General features: G+C 35.7%; 10 protein-coding genes. 2 read left to right on the plus strand and 8 right to left on the minus strand.

Features of this window, described 5'->3' with window-relative positions:
* Positions 1–46 precede the first annotated feature (46 nt).
* Positions 47–571, minus strand: a complete 525-nt coding sequence (locus tag ACQKCJ_RS06440; protein ID WP_427401649.1) for an RNA polymerase sigma-70 factor — start codon at positions 569–571, stop codon at positions 47–49.
* A gap of 409 nt (positions 572–980) precedes the next feature.
* On the opposite strand from ACQKCJ_RS06440, the gene ACQKCJ_RS06445 reads away from it, so the two are divergent.
* Entirely contained in the window at positions 981–2,042 is a 1,062-nt protein-coding gene (locus ACQKCJ_RS06445) for a phosphatidylinositol-specific phospholipase C1-like protein (RefSeq protein ID WP_427401650.1), read from the plus strand.
* A 362-nt stretch (positions 2,043–2,404) separates the two neighbouring features.
* On the opposite strand, the gene ACQKCJ_RS06450 is transcribed toward ACQKCJ_RS06445, so the two are convergent.
* The 7 genes from ACQKCJ_RS06450 to ACQKCJ_RS06480 form a co-directional block, all read right to left on the minus strand.
* Entirely contained in the window at positions 2,405–4,348 is a 1,944-nt protein-coding gene (locus ACQKCJ_RS06450) for a metallophosphoesterase (RefSeq protein ID WP_427401651.1), read from the minus strand.
* Between the two features lie 310 nt (positions 4,349–4,658).
* Positions 4,659–6,296 carry a glycosyl hydrolase family 18 protein gene (locus tag ACQKCJ_RS06455; protein WP_427401652.1) on the minus strand — a complete coding sequence of 546 codons (1,638 nt, stop codon included), beginning with the start codon at positions 6,294–6,296 and terminating at the stop codon, positions 4,659–4,661.
* Between the two features lie 178 nt (positions 6,297–6,474).
* Positions 6,475–9,147 (minus strand): beta-1,3-glucanase family protein, encoded by a 2,673-nt coding sequence (locus ACQKCJ_RS06460; protein ID WP_427401653.1) that lies wholly within the window; start codon positions 9,145–9,147, stop codon positions 6,475–6,477.
* A gap of 328 nt (positions 9,148–9,475) precedes the next feature.
* Complete coding sequence (locus ACQKCJ_RS06465) at positions 9,476–13,438, minus strand: family 16 glycosylhydrolase (protein WP_427401654.1); 3,963 nt, start codon at positions 13,436–13,438, stop codon at positions 9,476–9,478.
* Positions 13,439–14,250: 812 nt separating this feature from the next.
* Positions 14,251–17,181: a triple tyrosine motif-containing protein gene (locus ACQKCJ_RS06470; RefSeq protein ID WP_427401655.1), complete on the minus strand. Its 2,931-nt coding sequence runs from the start codon at positions 17,179–17,181 to the stop codon at positions 14,251–14,253.
* 557 nt (positions 17,182–17,738) lie between these two features.
* The gene (locus ACQKCJ_RS06475) at positions 17,739–18,371 is read right to left on the minus strand and encodes an HAD family hydrolase (protein WP_271335947.1); all 633 of its coding nucleotides are present in this window, start codon (positions 18,369–18,371) and stop codon (positions 17,739–17,741) included.
* Positions 18,372–18,450: 79 nt separating this feature from the next.
* Positions 18,451–18,927 carry an NUDIX domain-containing protein gene (locus tag ACQKCJ_RS06480; protein ID WP_427401656.1) on the minus strand — a complete coding sequence of 159 codons (477 nt, stop codon included), beginning with the start codon at positions 18,925–18,927 and terminating at the stop codon, positions 18,451–18,453.
* A 162-nt stretch (positions 18,928–19,089) separates the two neighbouring features.
* On the opposite strand from ACQKCJ_RS06480, the gene ACQKCJ_RS06485 reads away from it, so the two are divergent.
* Positions 19,090–20,259, plus strand: a complete 1,170-nt coding sequence (locus ACQKCJ_RS06485; RefSeq protein ID WP_427401657.1) for a DUF4861 family protein — start codon at positions 19,090–19,092, stop codon at positions 20,257–20,259.
* Positions 20,260–20,545 lie beyond the last annotated feature (286 nt).

A 20,545-nucleotide genomic window follows, 5' to 3' on the forward strand; every position in this document is an offset into this window, starting at 1 on the left:
ATCGTACTATCGGGAAATATTATGAAACCGTTAACACAAAGTTATCTTAAAACTTTTGATGCAAAATAATGAATGGAGCAAGCCAGGCAAGGTCTTTCAGGCCTTCGCGCAATTGTTTTAAGGCCGAAGAAATTTGATTTTTAACAGTTTGTTTCGAAATTCCAAGTTCCTCTGCAATCTGATCAATTGACATATCCTGAAATTTGTACATCAGTAAAACTTCTTTTCGTTTCTCCGGAAGTTGATCTAATAAGGAATAAAGCACATCCATTAATTCAGGATCAATCGAACTGATATTATCAATAATATAATCTTCGAATTTATCTTCCAGAATCGTCTTATCGAACCTGTTATTTTGGTAATGTTTGAAGACCTGGTTTTTTACTGCTCTGAACAAGTAAGGTTCGATGGCATTAATATTCAAATCGTCTTTTCGTTCCCATAAATCAATAAAGACATCCTGAACAATGTTCTGCGCCAAGTCTTTATCCTGAGTCATCGTATACGAAAAGGCATTGAGCTTTTTCCAGTAATCAATATACGTTTTTTCAAAAATTTCAGGGTTTTTCATAGCTTATTTTGGAACTGTTTGGTGATGTAAAATAATAAAATGTTATACCAAACTTTTTTGTCTGAAGGTTATCTTTAAATTAAATAAAGAATTATTTTGATATAGAAATACTACTATTTTCGGGCAATGATCACAATCAGGTTGCGATTTCTTGCTTTTTTAATAACATAAAAATCAAACACAACTCCTAATTTAGTTTCCGCTAAAATACCGTTTGGATATAAGTATAAAACATAACACGAATTGCACTAATTGTCACTAATTCGCTCCTGAAATTAATTTCGCAAACAAGGTTTAGGTATTAAAATTCGTGTTCAGATTTTATAATGCTTCCGTCCACACGGTGACTAAAAAGGTAATTTTCTTATGCTGCGTCCTCAGTATTAATAAAAATTACACTCTCAAAATCATGAAACAAATTCTGTTTACCTTATTTATTGCCGGCACAATACATTGCAACAGTCAGATACAAAATGACCATCTAAAAATCAATCAACTGCAAGTAATCGGATCCCATAATAGTTACCGCCAGAATATCGAAACGGATCTCTACAATCTCATTCAGGCAAAAGATACTTCGCGTTCACTAAAGGGGTTGCAATACACCCATATTCCGCTTACAGAACAATTGAATAAAGGTTTAAGAAATCTTGAAATTGATGTTCAGGGAGATACTAAAGGCGGAAGATATGCACATCCAAAAGGATTGGACATTGCAAAATCTGACGAACCTTATGATCCAAATGGAGAGATGAAAAAACCTGGTTTTAAAGTTTTTCATATGATCGATATTGATTTTAGAACTTCATCTTACACTTTACAAAGTTGTCTTGCCGAATTAAAAAAATGGTCTGACGCAAATCCGGATCACATTCCGGTTTTTATTACGCTGGAACCAAAAGATGATGATAGTTATTTAGGTACAAAAGCTGAGAAATTTACGCCTCAATTGTTTGATGCTTTAGACAAGGAACTTCGTAAAGGTTTAGGGAATAAACTAATCACGCCGGATATGGTTCGTGGAAAATACAAAACCTTAGAAGAAGCTGTATTACATAACAATTGGCCAACATTGAAAAAAGGAAAAGGTAAATTTTTATTTATCTTAGATAATAATGGGGAAAAAAGAGATTTATATGCCCTGAATCATCCTTCCTTAAAAGGACGTGCTGTTTTTATCAATGCTGATCCCGGAAAACCTGAAGCAGCCACTCTATTCCGCAACAACTCTGAAGATCCTGAAATCGCAAACTTGGTTAAAAAAGGATACATCATAAGAACCCGTGCAGATTCTGATACTAAAGAAGCTCGCGCCAATGATTACACACATTTTGAAGCTGCTAAAAAATCCGGCGCTCAGGTAATTACAACAGATTATTATTTACCAAGTACTCTTTTTAATTCTCCTTACCAGATAAAATACGATGATGGCAGTTATGTGAGAGTTAATCCTGTGAATGGAGTTGAATAAGTTTTCAGTATCAGTCCCAGTTTTCAGGTTGGAATGAATAAAATTTAACCGCAAGGTGCGCAAAGATTTTTCATCTCATTTTAATGCATAGAAAACGCAAAGTTCGCAAAGCTAATCGTTAATATAGCTTTGCGAACTTTGCGTTTTTAACAGATAAATCCTTTTAAATCAGCGTTTTCGATTTAGCAAATCCGTATCATCCGCGTACTTCATAACCACAATCCCTTTCCGATCTCAAAGCAAAGCGAACCAAATCAAATCTTTGCGAACTTTGCGCAAAATCTTAGCGCCCTTTGCGGTAAAATCTACGTCTACCTTAAACTCATTTTAAACTTGAAACCTGAAACAAAATAAACCTGAAACTATTTTTCGCTCTTAATCTCCCCCGTTTTCAAATTTACACTAAAATGATCCGCCGGAACTTCGTGCATGAATTTATTGAAGATGATCAGAAACAATCGCATTTGGTTTTGCAATACTTTTTCTTTTGATGCATCATCTTTATGATTCTCAAAAAATAATTGCGATAGCACTTTATATTGTTTGGCTCTTGCGATTCCAACATCAACTAAAGCCAATTCATCGGCGCTTCTGAAACGGTAAAAATCGACCAGAAGATCATAACCAGTCCAATTGAAATCTTGCTTTTTCAGATCATTTTTAGCTAGAAATTGATCGGCCTTACTTTCTGCTTCCGCCCATTCTTTTTTGAAGTTTTCTTTGTTTCTCAAGATAACATCAAAATCTTTATCTGATTGAATATTTGCCAGAACCAACAAATCTTCTCCGGAAACATTCAGGATAAAATTCTTAAAACTTACAGGCCAATCATCTTTCAGAAAACGCAATCGAACCAGCTCCTTCAAATGAAAATCAGTAAAATCGTGATAGTTTTTAGTTTTCAAAATATCAATATTCCAAATGTCTTTTGTGTTCTGACTTTCTAAGAATTGATACTCCGTTTTGTATAAATCAAAAAGTTCATCGTATCTCGGAACCTCATCAATTGTAATAGTCTGAATATCGACCAGATTATTTTTTTTGATCGTCAATAATTTATATGCGGGAATATAGGCTGCCAAAGATGGCGTTTGAATATTTACTAAAGTATTTCCTTTTGATGTGGTACGAACTCCTGTATCATTAATATGCATGTGCCCTCCAAAGTGAATCTTTAATCCCGCATCTGCAAAAACCTGTGCTACTTCTTCGACCGGAACGCGGTTCAATTGCCATTTATTTGGCCCCAATAATTCTTTTATTTCCGCGGAAGCGTCGTCATTAAAATCAATCATCGGAAAATGACTGAAAGCGATCAACGTTTTACCTTGCATTTTGGCTTGCCCCGAAATTTCTTCTACCCATTTTATTAGGTGTTTTTTATTCGAAAGTACATTATTATATCCTGTACTCGCTTCAGCGTAACTTTTAGAATCTTTAGGATCTCCATCATTTTTCTTCGGAATATAAACATTGCCATCAATTGCCATTAACCAAAGTCCTTCAACAGGTTCAACAACATAACTCACATCCGGAACTTCAAATCCAGGTGCTACACTATAAACTCTATTGGATAATAAAGCAGCTTTCGACGCTTTTTCGAAAGTATAATTCTCAGCAGTAAACCTAGAAAATGGCGTTGCCCAGAATTTGTATTTTTTGTTTGGATAAAAACCAAAATTTTTCAAATTGTCTGTAATTCCCAAATAACCCATTTTAGCAATATCGGCGGTCACAACAACGGGCTGTTCGATGGTTAAATTAGGCGTATATAAACCGTCTTTGCTATAAATAGGCTGACTTTTTCCGTCTTTTCCTAAAAAATCTTCTTTACCGGATTCCTGTGCAAAAGGTCCAACGGGATCGTGATTTCCTGTCGTGATAAAAAACTCAATATTGTATTTTTTTCTATATTGATCTAAGATTTTCTCTAATCCTTTTACATGTATTGGCTGACCATCATCTGTATAATCTCCGGGAAGTGCCACGTATTTTATCTTTCGTCTGGCGATATCTTCTAAAGCGGCTATAAATGCAAAATAATTCTCATTGAAGATTCGGGTCGAATGCAATTGAGAAGCCATCGTTCTCATCAAAACATATTTACCTGTTTTTGGATTCAAAATACCTTTATAATCATTATCAGAAAAGGTTCCGAATAAATCCTGCAAATGAACATCGGATAAAAAAACAACTTGGGTTCCTTCGAGATTTCTTTGTTTTTGTGCGGAAATAGTAATATTCAACAAAATAAAAAACAGAAGGGTTAAAGAAATTTTATAAGGAGAAGTAATTTTTAAAGTCATGGCTCAGCTTTTGCAAATGGGATTTCTAAACATCAAAGAATCTGCAATTTTAGGAATTAAAAGCTGAAAAACCTTTATCGTATTGTTACGGAATGATAAATATTTATGGCAATAAGCGAAATTTAATCGGTAAGTTTATTTAAACGAGAAGTCGATTTAACCGCAAAGTGCGCTAATTTTTTTTATTCAGTAGCTGTAATAAAAGTAAAGTTCGCAAAGCTTTATATTCAACCAGCTTTGCGAACTTTTTGTTTCTGAACATAATATAGTATAAAAACTTTGCGAACCTTGCGGTTAAATTATACTCAAACTATTTTTTAATAAAACGTCTCACGGTTTTAATTCCGTCTTTCTCTACTAAAACCAAGTAAATTCCGCTTTTTAGACCTGAAACATCCACACTATTATTATTCACCGTTTGTGATGAAACCGTGGCGCCTCCTTCAGAATTAATAATGTTTACGTTTGCTCCGGAGACTTCTATACTAAAGAAAAGTGCTTCTTGTGTTGGATTTGGATAAACATTCAAATTTGCAATTCCTTCAGCTGATAATTCTGGAGAAGCTGACTTTGCTGCCAAAGCTGTTTCTGATTTTGTGATTCGGAACCAGTTGATATTAACTCCTGAACTTTGTATAAATATTCCAAAATTATACGTTCCCGCATTTACATTTACGGTTTGAGATACCGTTTGCCAGTTTTGCCAACCTCCCGTATTCGGAATATTTACAGTACCTAACTGAATCGTTCCTGCATTTAGATCTGATGAGATTCTGGCACCAGTTACGGCACTTGCCACTCTATATTCGATTACATAAGAACCTGAAGTTGGAAAATTGACATTTGAATATGCCATCCAGTCTCCTGTATCTGCGTAACCTACATTTAATCCTCCACCAGTATCTGTTGTTGGTTCAGTTTGAATACCACTCATCGAAGAATAGTTTTCTGCTTGTATTAAAGTTCCCGTACCTGTTGGCGGCTGACTTCCTGTAATTACCTGGTTTACGGCTGTCAGTAATGATTTAGCGCCAACAGCATCTTGTGATAATTCCCAAATCATAACTCCTCCTGCGTTCTGAATTGCAAAAGTTGTTTTTTGTTTGATCGTTGGAATTCCGTTATAATAAATCGTGTTTCCTACCTGATCCAGATTTTCTGCTCCCGGATATTGCGCTACGATATTAGCATAAGAAATTCCCTGATTGGCAGAAGCTCCAAAACCATATCCGTAAAACGGAAGTCCAATGATTGCTTTACTTGCCGGCAATCCTCTTCCCGTCCAGTAATTAAACTGATTTACGGCCATACTATATGGGGAATGTTGTCCCGGACTTCCGGGAGCCCAGGGACCTGTTGCATCATATGCCATAATATTAATCCAGTCGAAAGCAGCAAAAGTAGAAGACGGTACATTTGCACCACCATATCCTTCTGAAAGTGCTGCTGTAATTTGTTTTCCATTCGCGTGTAATTTGGCTGCAAGTGCTATCACAAATGCTCCGTAATCACTATTAATTGCAGGTCCTTCAAGATCCATGTCGACACCATCAAAATTATGGGCAACTACGTAATCGTATATTTTTTGGATAAAAGCCGTTCTGTTGGCACTTTTAATCAGATTGAAATAATTGTCACGAATTGCTCCTCCTTCAGAAACTGATCCTCCACCAAGAGAAACAAAAACTTTTACGTTCTGTGCATGTGCCGCATTGATAATCGTATTAGATCCGGAATTAAAAGACAGATATCCGTTTGCATCAGGATTTTCGAAAGCAATATTTATATGGGTTAATTTGCTATACTGAACACTACTCGAAAATGCATTGAGATCTACCCAATTGGGAATATAAGCGATCACTTTCTTCTGGGCCATTGACAAATTGAAAATTCCCAATACTAAAATGATCATCCACTTTAGTGGCATTGTTTTGTAATTGTTTTTCATAGGTTTTTGTTTAAAGGTTAATAAAAATTGTATTTAATTGGAAAAAGAAAAGACGCAAGATGATAAATTTCAATTTTTTTAAACTTCAGATTTGTAACTTCAACAAGTAAAGTCATAGTTTGAATTTAGAGTTTGAAATTTCGAATTTATCATCCTGAGTCTTTTATTTCATTTAAAACTATTTCTTGATAAAACGTTTCACTGTTTTTTGACCGTCTTTTTCAAAAACTATCAAATAAACACCTCGTCGCAAATACGAAACATCTAAACTGTTATTATTTACTTTTCTCCCTGAAAATACAGTACCAGTCTGAGAATCTACAATGCTTACATTTCCTCCCGATACATCAGTTGTGATGTAAAGTGTATTTTCTACCGGACTTGGATATATAGTTAAAGCCGTACCAATTGTTTCTTCTTCCGCTAAAGGAGCTGAAGCCATTTTAGCTGTTAAACCAGCACCCGCTTTTGTGATTTTTATCCAGTTGATGTTCATTCCCGTATTCTGAATGTAAATTCCAAAGTTGTACGTTCCTGCATTTACGTTTACCGTTTGAGATACTGTTTGCCAGTTTTGCCATCCTCCGGTATTTGGAATATCAACACTACCTAAAACAATAGTTCCTCCGTTTAAATCAGATGATAATTTACCACCTGCGACAGCACTTGCTACACGATATTCTATTAAGTAAGAACCTGTTGATGGGAAATTGATATTATTATACGCCAGCCAATCGCCTGTATCAGTATAGGCTACGTTAGAACCGCCTCCTGTATCTGTTGTAGCTTCCACCTGAATACCGCTCATGGAAGAATAATCTTCTGCCTGAATTAAAACCGAAGTCTGCGAACTTGTAGCCGGAATCAGTTTCCATTGTCCACAAGTTTGATTGTTGTTGTCCCATTGTTGTACAACAGCTCCGGAAGCTGTACTTGCTCCTGCAACCTCAACAATTCTACCGCTGTGTCTGGCGACAATTTTATAAAATCCATCGCCTGTAGCAACCAATACAAATTGTTGGTTGGTGGTTGCATTGTACGGATATTGCTCGACACGCGCACCATTGGCTTTATTAAAATTATTTACATCTAAAGATTGTCCGCTATGATTGGCTATAATTTTATACAATCCGTCGCCTAAATGTGTGAAGGTAAATTTCTGATTATTGCCTGAATTCAGAGCGCCCTGATTAATAGCGGCACCATTCGATAAATTAGCGTTCCAGACATCCATGTACAGATTACTGTTTCTGTTTTGAAGATAAAAAGTCTGATTTCCTAAAGTAGCCGTTCCGTTTGCGATTATACGAACAGAAGTTACTTTATCATTCCAGGTGGTATTCAAACAAGCATTGTCAGAATTAATTACGGTTGAAGCTCCTGTAAAATTATCATCCTGATACAAAATCGCCTGAAATCCCTGAGTGACTTTAAGTGAAGAAATATCATCATTTAAAACTCCCAAAGAATTTAAACGCGCCAGATTATAGTCTCCAATAGTCAATCCACCTGAAAATCCGGTATAATTACAATCTTTATACACCGTAATTACATCTGTCGTAGCAGGAACTGATGGTACTGAACCTGCATATCCTCCAAAAGTCGCAATTACTTTCGTAGGCTGCGTTGTATGAAGCGACGGCGACTGATCTGCCACATCATCATAAGCAAATCCGTAGGCGAGATTATCAACACTTATTCCCGGTAAATGCCAGAATTTAGAATAATGATTGGTTGGGTTCACCTGATAAAATTTCGATGCATCGTACCAGTTTTGTTGTCCCGGATTAGGAGTTGTCGTATTAACAACATGACGGTTAATGGCAGCTGTTAATTGTGCCTGAATTACAAGATCTAAATCTCCATCGACCAATCTTCTGTCCAGAACCCCTTTTCCTTCAAGCGCTTCCTGAGTCGAAGGTCTGTTTTGAACTCTTCCTGTACGACCAACAAAACCACCTGATTGTCCTACCATTTCCAATTGTTCTCCAATAACCCTTCCTTTGAAAACACCTGCATCTCCGGCATAAAATATTAAATCTTCGTTTTTATATTTGTTCCAAATGGCATCAATATAAGATTTTAGATAATTAGCCTGAGCACCAATAGAAGTTCCACCGGTTCCATCAGCGAAAGCGGGAGTTTTTGATGGTGCAGTAATCTCACCCGTTGTGTTATTGACACAACCCTGAAATTCCGCTGGAACATTGGCTTTGAAAGCCGCCACAATATCTGCGTGTTTTTTTAATTCACCCACACGTTTCTGGTAACCATTAGCACCAAATAATTCTAATCCCATTGGGTATTTATACGAATCGACTCTCGAAGGATTTCCAAAAAAACCGTATTGATTGTTCGTCAATTCGATGATTTCATATAAAATTCCCTGATTCGGATCTGTTGCATTAAGCGGATTTGGTGATGTATATCCAGAAGGTGCGCCGCTTGCACCAAAAAAGTAGAAATACAATTGCTGCCCTTTGGCGATAAAAACCCTACAGCCTGCAATTTGCGGCAGCGTAAAAGTTTTATTTGGAATCTCGCTTAATTTAGTAAAACAATTGGCATATTTTGAGTTTTGTCCCGGTCCGGTATTTCCCCCAATTGTAGGTCCTGTAATGGTATTATAAGAAGCACTCATTGGCAAAACCTGACTTGTTTTGGCATTTACCCAAACGTGGTTTCCAGTATTGTAATCAATCCCCACTATGGCGACATACAATTCGTTATCATTAAATGTTGAAGTATTGCTAATGGTAAATGGTATAGGTCCCTGCCCATACATAAAATTGCAGAGCAATGCCAGAAGCAGTGCAGTAAAAAATCTTTTTTGTAATTTAAAGTTTCTCATTGTTTAAAATTGTTTGGGTTAATAAACTTGTTTTTAATTCATTAGTAAGAAATGAGAAAATATTAAGTAATAACTCGCAGCGTATAATTCAGAAAATATATTTAAACACATAGAAACATAGATTCTATGGATCAAAAAAAGTATACAAAAAGGAAAAACATTTCTTTTGCATAGATACTGATGCATTTTTTTTATAAAATGAAATACCTTTTTTTAGTAAACAAAATTTATGTTTCTATTTGCTAAAAAGAATTATACCTAACGGGTTACTTTATAAAAAGTTGGGTGTAACTATTAAGGATCATTACACCCAACCGGAAATTTTAGTTTATTGCTTAATCAATTTTTTAGACCAGCTTTTTTGATCTGATTTAAAGTTTAGGATGTAAATTCCTTTTCTAAGTTTACTCACATCTATAAATTCTCCTTTAGTATCAGAATTCAGTTTTTTCTCTATTTTCAATGTTCCTGAATCATCATAAATGGTTACGACTTTATTGTCTAATTGTTCAGGTATTGCCAATTGAACATAGTTGTTTGCCGGATTAGGATACATCGCAAAAGCAGTAGTTGTTGCTTCTGTTTCCTCGGTAGCAACCGCAGCCATTTTGGCTGTAGAAGCAAATCCGTAAGCTTCGATCTCGAATAAAGAATATCCGTATGGAGCCAAAGCTTTTGCTGTACATAAAATTCTAATGTATCTTCCTGTTCCGCTTAGAGTCAAATCATCTGTTCCTCCGTCGCTTGCCGTTTGTGTATTTACGGTTTTGCTTTCGGTAAAATTCAAATCAGATGAAATTTGTACTTTGTATTGGGTTGCAAAAGCAGCTTCCCATTTCAGCACCACACGATTGATATTGTAGTTACTTCCTAAATCAACATAAATCCATTCGCTGGCATTTACAAAACCACTTGCCCATCTTGTTCCGGCATCTCCGTCTGTGGCTTTCGCCGAAGAAAAAGTAGCATTCTCCTCTGTAGAAGCTACAGTTGGTTTTGCTAAAGCTAAATTGACATTGTTCGTTGGAGGTGTAATATTGCGAACAATAACATCGCTAAAAACTCCCGTTGCCAAAGTTCCGTTTGCATGAGACGTTACCGCCATTCCCACATAAATAGTACTTGCCATAGCAATTGTTCTTGGTGTACCAATTGGTGTCCAGGTTGTTCCGTTATCAGATGAATAAGACGTAAATACATTTCCTGCTCTTGTTACACGAAGCCATTTTGGCGTTGTTCCTGTAGCGGTCTGAGCCGTTGTGATTCCTGAAATCGCATCTCTGGATAGAAATTCTACTCCTGCTGCTGCTGTAATATCAGTCATCGCATGTTTAGAAGTTGGCGTAAGGGTTTCACGGAACATTACTCCGGCTTTAGCATAAGTGTTTGTATTCGTTAATGAATTTACTTTGGCAATAATTTCAGCATCACCCGTAATAGGTTGGTTCACAAATTGAAATTGATCGCTTGATTCCCAGATATCTGTTCCTGATCCTTTAATAGTGAAAGTTCCGCTGGCATGAGTCGCTGCTCCTGCTGGCGTTACAGCACCTAAATCATTACTAACCCACGGCGCCGGTAAAGTAGCAGGAGGATTTTCTGTAGAAACTAAATTTACCGCTCTGATATTATCAAAATAATACGTGTTTCCTGAATTGGTTCCCGGTTCAAACAAGAACACAAAACGGTTGACTTCAGTATCTAATGTTGAAGCATCAGGTGCACTTGCATAAGTAAAAGTAATCGTATGCCACGTATTGCTTTGTTTTACAACTCCCTGATAAATACTATGTCTCCCCACTGGATAATTTGAAGGAACCGAAGCACTGCTTTCTGCCTGCCATGAAATTACAGATCCCACAGGAGCAGAGGTGTAAACATCCATAGCGAATTTTTTCGTTCCGCTTTTAAAATCTCCAATATTGCTTAAAGTTGTATTGAATGAAAAATTATCATACAACTCTGTCGCTTTTCTAACATATTTTCCAACGTTCGAAGATGTATTAATTCCGCTCGCACTTGGATTTGGCGTATTTGCTGTATAAGTTCCAATGGCATCTCTGAATGTGATATTATGAACGGTTTGATAATCTTCGTAAACTACTCCGGGCGTGAAAGTATCCGGTAATTTAGTTGAACCAATTCTGATATTATCAAAATAATAGGTATCGTTTGTGTATGAACCTGAATTGGCTAAGATCACCATTTGGTTTACCGCAAGATTAGATGTTCCTTCATCAGGACTTGAATTGTAATAGAAAGTCAGGGTTTCCCACTGATTCTGTTTGGTTGTGATAGCAACATAATTACTATTTCTTCCTGTGGGGAAATTAGCCGGAAGCGATGTTGCACTATTCTCTAAATTCAGACTTACAACCGTACCAATTGGCGCTGTAGTATAAAGATCAATCATGATTTTATTGGTCTGATTTTTCAGTAAACCTGCGTCTTCGATATTGCCTTGTGTATTAAAGAAAAGTACATCATATTGTTCTGTAACATTACGAACATACTTCGCCACATTTGCAGACGAGTTTACCGAATTTGCTCCAGGATTCGCTACAACAGAATATACACCGGTTGTTGTTCCTTTGATAATTTTATTGATACCATCATAATTCTGAAGAACATCTGTCGCAATAATTGCTTTTTCAGGAGCGGCTTTTGTAAGCAGATTATCAAAATAATAGGTAGTGCCGGTATTTGAATTGGATTCAAAAAGAAATACTACATTATTGATTGACAATGCACTTGTATTGGCATCTATTACTTTTTCGAATTCAAATTCAATCGTTTCCCATTTGTTCTGAACCGTTGTCGTGGCTTTGTAACCGCTATGTCTTCCTGAAGGGAAATTAGTTGCTGTAGTTACCAGACTATTCTCGAGTTGCATCGAGATTTTTGTACCAACCGGCGCCGAAGTATAGATATCAAAAGAAAGTTTTTTTCTGCCATAAACGTAATCATTGGCATTGCTAATTACTACATTTTTGATATTCAGAACATCATACAATTCAGAGGCGTTACGAACATATTTCCCTACCAAAGCAGATGTATTGATTCCCGTAGCTGATGGATTTGCAACGGCTTCTGTCAAGACTCCTGTTTTAAGTCCGTACACCACATTTCTATTGGATTGAAAATCTTCGTAGATTCTTTCTACCGGTAAAGGCACTTCTGTAATTACCGCAAGTTTATAGGTATTACCGGCACATCCAGAAACTGTTGTCGCTACCGAAACATCTCCTCCTGTAGTTCCCCAATTTACCGTAATAGTGTTTGTTCCCTGTCCTGAAGTAATTGTGGCTCCGCCAGGAACTGTCCAGTTATACGTAGCTCCGGCAATTGTATTGATAGAATACGTTTTACCAGTTTGGTTTTGGTATACTTTTGCATTTCCTAATACTCCATAAGTAAAACTACCGCTGTAAACGCGAACATAATCTACTTGTAATTTTGCAGGAAAGTCAGCTGGAATTGGTTCTACCCCTGCTCCATTTACACTTGTATAAGGCGTTCCGCCACTACCAACGGCAAGATTTAAAATAATATAAAACTGTTGGTCATTAAAAGGCCATCCGCCATTTACAGTTGTCTGTGGTGTTGCGGTATGAAATAAATTGCCATCAATAAACCATTTAATGATATTTGGTCCCCATTCTACGGCATACACATGAAATTCACCAGACAAATCAGTTGGAGAACTATAACTTCTTCCTGTATAATGATATCCTCCCGCATCATAATGAATTGTTCCATCTACAGATTTTGGGTTTCTGTGTTTGGCTTCCATAATATCAATTTCGCCTGTAAAAGGCCAGTTTGAAGTCCCGGCTGGTAACATCCAGAAGGCCGGCCATGCGCCCATTCCATTAGATAATTTCATACGGGCTTCGATTCTTCCGTATTTTAAAGCATACTTGCCTTCTGTAGTTAGTTTTGCAGAAGAATACGGCTGTGAGGGAAACGAAGCATTGGGTGCGTATTTTGCCTCAATGTTCAAATAACTGTTTGTTCCTTCCTTGACAATTGTTGCCTGAGTGGGATCGTAACGTTGCGCTTCTGCATTTCCAAATCCGCAGAGTGACGGACAGCCGTTTCCTGAAATACTTTGCCATTTGGTTGCGTCGACGGTTGTACCGTTGAATTCATCTGACCAAATTAAGGTGCTGCATTGCGAGTGTACTTTTAGAAGTGGGGATAATGCCACCACTAATACCATTAAACACTTTTTTAATACATTGTAATTACTTCTCGGTGGTCGGCCGAAAAAAGAGTCTTTTTGTTTCATTTGTTTTTAGGTTATTTGTTAGTAGAGATTATTAGTGCAATAAAAATCAACTTTGTAAAAAATAGATTGTTATTTTAGTAATAAAGGAACAATATTAACAAATAAATCAGGCAAGACTTACATTTTTGAATACGGTTTGACTACGGTGTTTGTAAAAAAATGTACTATTTAGCGGTCAAAAAGCGCAAAACTACTTAGGATTTTACTGATGATAGAAAAACTGAATTATTAGATCGTTTTCAGTATCTAAAGTCTACAAATTTCCAAATAACATGTTATGTTAGAGAAATCCCAGCTGGACGATATGTTTATAGGAATTTAAATATCCATTTTTCAAAGAGCCTCATAGGGGCGACATATTTATCGATTTGATAATTTATCTATATATCGCTCCGCTGGAGCTTTTGATTATTTCATTCTTCCAATTGAGCAGATTTTCATCATTTTTAAGCTTAGTCTGTCATTTCGACCAAAGGGAGAAATCGCACTATAAACGCAACAAAGATTTGAAAGATTATTAAGCAGAGCTACTCGTGTGATCCTTCCTTCGTCAGGATGACAAAAATGAGCATATATCTGCCTGAAAAAATTTAAACAAATCCAATAACCATCAGAATAAAAATTAAAAAAATATTTCTCGCAGATTTGGCAGATTTAAATTTGATAATTATCTGTGTGTATCTGCTTAAATCTTTTTAAAATCTGCGTGAAAAAATTTAAGCCACTAGCTATGTGTGAGAACTAGTTTCTTTTTATTCTCTTTTTTCAATTTCAAAATAGCCAATGTTTCTATTTGGTTAAAAAATTATACTTTAAAAATTCAAAATAAACGCTGTAATATTTGCCTCAGATGAAAGCTGTAATTTTTTGCGAATACGATACCTCGTATCTTCTACGCCACGAACAGAAATCCCTAAAAGCGGTGCAATTTCTTTGGTATTAAAGTTCATTCGCAAATAAGCACACAATCGCATATCGCGCGGAGTCAGTTCAGGAAAACTCGTTTTTAGACGTTGCATAAAATTATCATGAAGCTGATTAAAAATCTCCTCAAACTCTTTCCAGTGCTGATCTCCTTGTAATTCATGATCAATGATCCTGTTAATTTTCTTGAGTAAACCAAAATTAGTATTGAAATCATTTTTCTTATCAATCTGACCAATAAGATCTTTTATAGAAAGCAGAATTTCATTTAAATGAATCAGATTTACGGTATTCGAAGCAACTTTGGCATTTTTAGCATTAATAGTTGTTTCCAGATTTTCCTTCATAATGGCCATATTTTCTTGTTCCAAAGCCAATTTTTGCTCGTTTAATTCGGCTCGATTTCTAAGCAATTCCTTTTCCTGATTCAGAATCAATTGTTCGCGATCACGTTCTGCAACATTCTTTTGGTATTTAATAATCGTATAAATTAAAACGCCAAAAAGGATCAAATACAAGATATAAGCCCAGGTTGTTCTGTACCAGGGCGGCAGAATTTCAAATTTGAAAGTAGCCTGCTCGCTAACGACATCATAAATATTCTTTGCCCTTACATGAAAAACATATTGGTTCTCCGGCAAATTGGTATATTCTTTTTCAGTCTGAAGATTCCAATCAGACCATTTAGGTTCAAAACCTTCAAGCCAATATTCATATTTTGTAGCATCAGGCTGATCATAACAAAGTGATGCAAACGAAAAGTGCAAAGCATTATTCGAATAGGACAAAACTGGTGAAAGTGTATTATTGGCCTGTTCCGTTTTCGTTGAAAGTACATCGTATCGGCTTGAAAACAATAAACTATCTTTAGGAAAAATACATTTAACCTCAGAAATAACTGCCTTATACTTCGATTCATATTTCTTGTTTTTAGTAGAATTATAATGAATCAAACCCTCTTGTGTTCCAAAAAACACATCTCCGTTTGCGGTAGTCTGAATATTTTCGAAACCCGGAATATATAAATACCGCAGCTTTCGAAAAGGCAATTCTTCTTTAGTAAAACTTCCCCCCGGTTTCTGGCTCATTTTTCCGGTATTCTCCCCTGAAATGTACCAGATATTGTTTTGATGATCTTCTTTAAGCAAACGAATATGGCTTTCCTGTCCAAGATATTTTTTGAAACTAACATCAGGAACCATTTTCTTCGAATGAGCATCTTGTTTGTAAATACCTTTCGTGGTTCCAAAAAGAATCTGGTTATTGATCTTGAAATTATTCAAAAACAAACTCGACGGAAAACCATTTTTATCATTGTAAAATTGAAGATTCAAAACGGTATCAAATGTTTTATTCAGTCTCATTTTGAAGATTCCTTTATACCCATGTGCAATCCAAATGTTCTCGTCTTTATCAGTGACAATTACCCTGCTGCTTTCCTCAAAACCTTTTATCTTATGCTGATAAACCCAGGAATTATTAATCTGTTTTAATAAATATAATCCGTTATAACCGCCAACAAGCAACAAATCAGGATGATTCGCAATAACTACCCCTTGCCATGCGCCATCAGTTTTGGCTAATAATTTTGCCGAATTACCCGAGATTTCGAAGACTCCGTTTTTCTCGAAAGCCAATAGAGAATTGCCAAAAACACCAATATTCCAAACGTTTTCAGACATTCCCGATATATGTTGAAAGTTTACATTGTGATGCTGACCATTTTTGTAGGCATTCCAATCCAGCCAAAAAACACCATTATCTGTAGCGATATATAATTTATTTTGATAAATCTGACTACAATATATTTTGCTTTCAGAATTTGATGCATCCAATATTTTTGATAAAGGAGAAGCAATCTGAACCATCGAAATCCCTTCTTTAAGTGTAACCCACAAATTACCTTCTCTATCAGTCTTAAGATTAGTCACATAATCGTTTTGTAATCCTGCCTGTTTATTAATATGCTGAATTAAATTTCCTTTACTATCAATAACTATCAACCCCGTTTGACGTGTTCCTATTGCGAAATATCCACCGGAAAGCAAAACTCCCGTTGAGATCTGATTCTGTTTCAATAAATGATCAGCTTCGGTTACAAAAGGTTTTAACTGATTGTTTTTACATACAAACAAACCTTGCTTTTGCGTCAATAGGATCAAACCATCTTTGGTTTCAAAGATTTTTCTAATCTTCATTCCGATAAATTCTTTACTGTTTGGAATTTCAACTAAAGCATCATTTTCTAATTTCAGCAAACCTTTTGCATTATCTGAAACATAAATCTCTTTGTTGACCTCAAAAAAATCATCAAACTTTGCTTCGGACCGTATTACATTAATTTTATTATTTTTATAAATAAATAGCTCTTCATTAGAAAAAAAAACAACTTCATTATTACGAATAACGGTATGCAGAACATCTCCAAAATTTCTAGCTGAATCCGGCAGTAATCTTACCAGAGAAGTATATTTGTATTGTCCGTTTGGTAATTGAACTGTATAGCCTACTTCACCCTGAGCACCTACATACATTTTATCGTTTTTATCAATCGCCAGAGAACGAACCATGCTTCTATTCTCCGGCTGGGCGACAATACCCCATCTCACACCGTCAAATTGCATAATTCCAAAATGATTGGCAAAAAACATCATGCCTTTAGAATCTTGCAAAAGATCCCAATTCTCTGAAGCGGCTTTATACGTTTTTGAATTATAATTGCTGATAAACGGAACTCCAATTTTTTTAATTTGGGCATTAACAATTGGATACAAAAGGGAAATGAATAGAACTAAAATTCTAAGTGCAAATTTGGTCATTTTTGTTTCTGTCTGTAGGTTAGTTGTAGCTTTTGACAACTACAATCTTAAAAATGCCCCTTTTGGGAAAAGGCATTTCTAAGCATAGAGAAACAATTTAAACAATACTTTTAAAATTATAATTTGATAATTAAAAGCATTAAAAAAAATGAATCGCTACAATCAAATATATAAAATTTTATTTTAATGTAACAAATTACATTAAAATTAGAGATTTTGACAATGAGAAAAAGAGTATAAAAATAATTAGATAATGTAGCAATTTGATTTTATTAAAAGACAAAAGCTTTGTCAAAGTTTTGAACTTTGACAAAGCTAGCATGAACCTTAAACAAATGTCAAATCTCAGGTTTTTAAAAACTGTTAGGTAATTGTTACGCGTATCCTAACAAGTTTGCAAAACCTGTTAGGTATATTAAAATATCGAACTAAAATTTGAGACTAAATCATCTTTGAACCTAACCTGAACAAATATCAAACCCGACAGGTTTTTAAAACCTGTCGGGTTTACCCGTACTGCGTAAATCTCTCATTATAACAAACAAAAAGACTGAAAACTAAATAATCTCAGCTAACTCCTCATAACTACTAAAAAGCTCTGCTCCTTCTTTTTCTAAGTCTTCGTTATTGAATCCATTTGCAAAACCATAGACTTTGAATCCGCCTTGAATTCCGGCTATCACTCCGGCTTTGCTGTCTTCTATTACAATACAATCCTTAACCTCAAAACCCATTTCTTTTGCAGCATGAAGAAAAATCCCGGGTTCCGGTTTCCAGCTTTTAATTTGGTACGAACTGAATATTTTATCCTCGAATTTATCCAACAAACCTGCTACTTCAAGATTTAAACGAATTTTATCGACAGGACCACTCGAGGCAACACAATATGGGATTTTCAATTTATTCAGAAATTCAACGATACCCTCCATCGGTTTAACTTGTGTTTTGAAAGCTTCAAAACTTTTTTCACGATACTCACGCTCAAAACTATCGGGAAGATTTTTGCCAATTGCAGTTTCAATATGCGAAAAACATTCTTTTAAATTTCTACCGTTAAAGTCACGATAGGCATCTTCTAATTTCATTTCAAAACCATATTGTGCTGCCATTGAAAGTAAAATTCCGTTACCAATTTTTTCAGTATCTACAAGAACTCCATCACAATCGAAAATAATACACTTAACTTCCATATTCTTTATTTACATTTTTAATGATCCGTTTTGACCGGAAATGTAAATTACAAAATTATTCTTTAAGCCAATGCATCTTTTACAGAGAAGAGCTGATTTTTGAAATTATCTGAACAATAAAATCAGCCTGTGCAGGATTTATCTTTTTCAAAGCGTTTTCGGTTTGAAACCATTCGGCTTTGTCAATTTCAGGAAACGATTGTAGTTTTCCAGACTTGGGCGGCCATTCCATTTCGAATTCATTACTTTTTACCAACGTCACATCAATATCGAATTCTAATGCCCATGCAAAAATTGTTTTGCCAGATTTGAGTTTTACAGGATGAAGCGCAATAAAATCAGCTTCTGAGTCAACTTCCAATTCAAAACCGGTTTCTTCCTGAAATTCTCTCTTTGCACCTTCAAGCGGATCTTCATCACTTGTAAATTCTCCTTTAGGAATCGACCAGCTTTCCAGATCTTTATTCTTCCAAAATGGACCACCAGGATGAACCAGCAAAAAGAATATTGTCTTATCTGTGAATTTATAAAGAAGGATTCCGGCACTTTGTTTCATCTGGAGAGCTATTAGAATTGATCTTGTAAAGATAACCAACAATACATTCGTTCTCAGATTTCTGTACATATTTATACCTTTTATGTACTTCAGTTTAAAATTTGATTTGTAAATTTAAAAATTCATAAATGTCATAGAAATCAAAACTAAAACAGTATTATTTTGAAAAAACATATTTTACTTACCGCAATCCTGGCCAGCAGTTTTGCCATGCATTCACAAAATAAAATCATTACCGTAACGAACTCTCTTCCTATAGATCGTGAATTCGAAACAATAGAATTATCTAAAAAATCGCTGGGATTACCCGCTTCTGTCAAACTCGAAAATTATGCAATAAAAGAGATTGGAACGAATGCATTTATAACGACACAAACTGTAGACATTGATGGCGACGGAACAATGGATGTATTACTCTTTCAGCCCAAAATAAAAGCATCCTCAAATAAAGATTTTCAGGTTCTAGTTACCGAAAATCCATCAAAAGAAACAACAATTAGTTGTTATTCGAGATTTGTTCCGGAACGCACGGACGATTATGCCTGGGAAAATAATAAAGTTGCCTTTAGAACTTACGGGCCTGTAGCGCAAAAAATGGTCGAAGACAAGGTTGCCGGAGGAACTTTAACGAGCGGAATCGATGCCTGGCTAAAAAGAGTCGAATACCCAATTATCAATAAATGGTACGAAAAAGCAACTAACGGAACCGGAACTTACCATAAAGATACCGGTGAAGGTTTAGATAATTTTCATGTAGGCGACAGCCGTGGTGTGGGTGGAATTGCCGTAAAAGTCGATGATAAATACTATTTCTCTAAGAATTTTACCAATTGGAAAACCATCACCACAGGACCTATCAGAACGAGTTTTATCCTGACTTATGCCGATTGGGATGCAAAAGGAAACAAAATAACCGAATCAAAACTTATCAGTCTGGACTACGGAAGTTATCTTTCCCGTTTTGAAATCAACATTACAGGAACAAAATCTATTGCCGCCGGAATAACGCTTCACGATAAAAAAGGAACAATTGGAACCAATATAAAAGAAGGCTGGTTAAGCTATTGGGAACCAATCGATGATTCGAAAATTGGTATGGGAATCGTGGCGCCAAAAAATACTTTGACGAGTTTTGATAATCACATTACAAACGAAAAAGACTTGAGTAATCTATACGGAAATATTCAGGTAAAAAATAATAAAGCACTTTACTATGTTGGTTTTGGATGGAAAAAAGGAAGCCCGTTTCAAACGAAACAAGAATGGGAAAATTATTTAAGTTCGTTTGCTCAGAAGATAAATAGTCCGTTGATTGTTAAGGTGAAGAAATAGATTCTTATTACCCGCGGATTAGACGGATTTGAACGGATTTTCGCTGGTTTTTATTTTTTGTACTCAATCATCTTGTCATCTTGACAAAGGAAGGATCGCACTAGAAATTTGACAAAGAAACGGATCAATCTTTGTCGAATTTCTAGTGCGATTTCTAGTTCCTAGAAATGATAAACTTTACGTGTAAATCTAATCGGATAGGAGCCTAGGGATTAATTCCCTAGGCGACCTTCCACACCACCCGGCATACGGATCCGTACCAAGGCGGTTCTTAATTTACGATACA

Origin of the sequence: Flavobacterium sp. NPDC079362 (assembly GCF_050267765.1) — a bacterium.
GTDB lineage: Bacteria > Bacteroidota > Bacteroidia > Flavobacteriales > Flavobacteriaceae > Flavobacterium > Flavobacterium azizsancarii.

Bases quoted from the DNA above. Each gene is read 5' to 3' on its own strand.
- ACQKCJ_RS06440 (WP_427401649.1), bottom strand. From the start codon at position 571: ATGAAAAACCCTGAAATTTTTGAAAAAACGTATATTGATTACTGGAAA.
- ACQKCJ_RS06445 (WP_427401650.1), top strand. From the start codon at position 981: ATGAAACAAATTCTGTTTACCTTATTTATTGCCGGCACAATACATTGC.
- ACQKCJ_RS06450 (WP_427401651.1), bottom strand. From the start codon at position 4,348: ATGACTTTAAAAATTACTTCTCCTTATAAAATTTCTTTAACCCTTCTG.
- ACQKCJ_RS06455 (WP_427401652.1), bottom strand. From the start codon at position 6,296: ATGAAAAACAATTACAAAACAATGCCACTAAAGTGGATGATCATTTTA.
- ACQKCJ_RS06460 (WP_427401653.1), bottom strand. From the start codon at position 9,147: ATGAGAAACTTTAAATTACAAAAAAGATTTTTTACTGCACTGCTTCTG.
- ACQKCJ_RS06465 (WP_427401654.1), bottom strand. From the start codon at position 13,438: ATGAAACAAAAAGACTCTTTTTTCGGCCGACCACCGAGAAGTAATTAC.
- ACQKCJ_RS06470 (WP_427401655.1), bottom strand. From the start codon at position 17,181: ATGACCAAATTTGCACTTAGAATTTTAGTTCTATTCATTTCCCTTTTG.
- ACQKCJ_RS06475 (WP_271335947.1), bottom strand. From the start codon at position 18,371: ATGGAAGTTAAGTGTATTATTTTCGATTGTGATGGAGTTCTTGTAGAT.
- ACQKCJ_RS06480 (WP_427401656.1), bottom strand. From the start codon at position 18,927: ATGAAACAAAGTGCCGGAATCCTTCTTTATAAATTCACAGATAAGACA.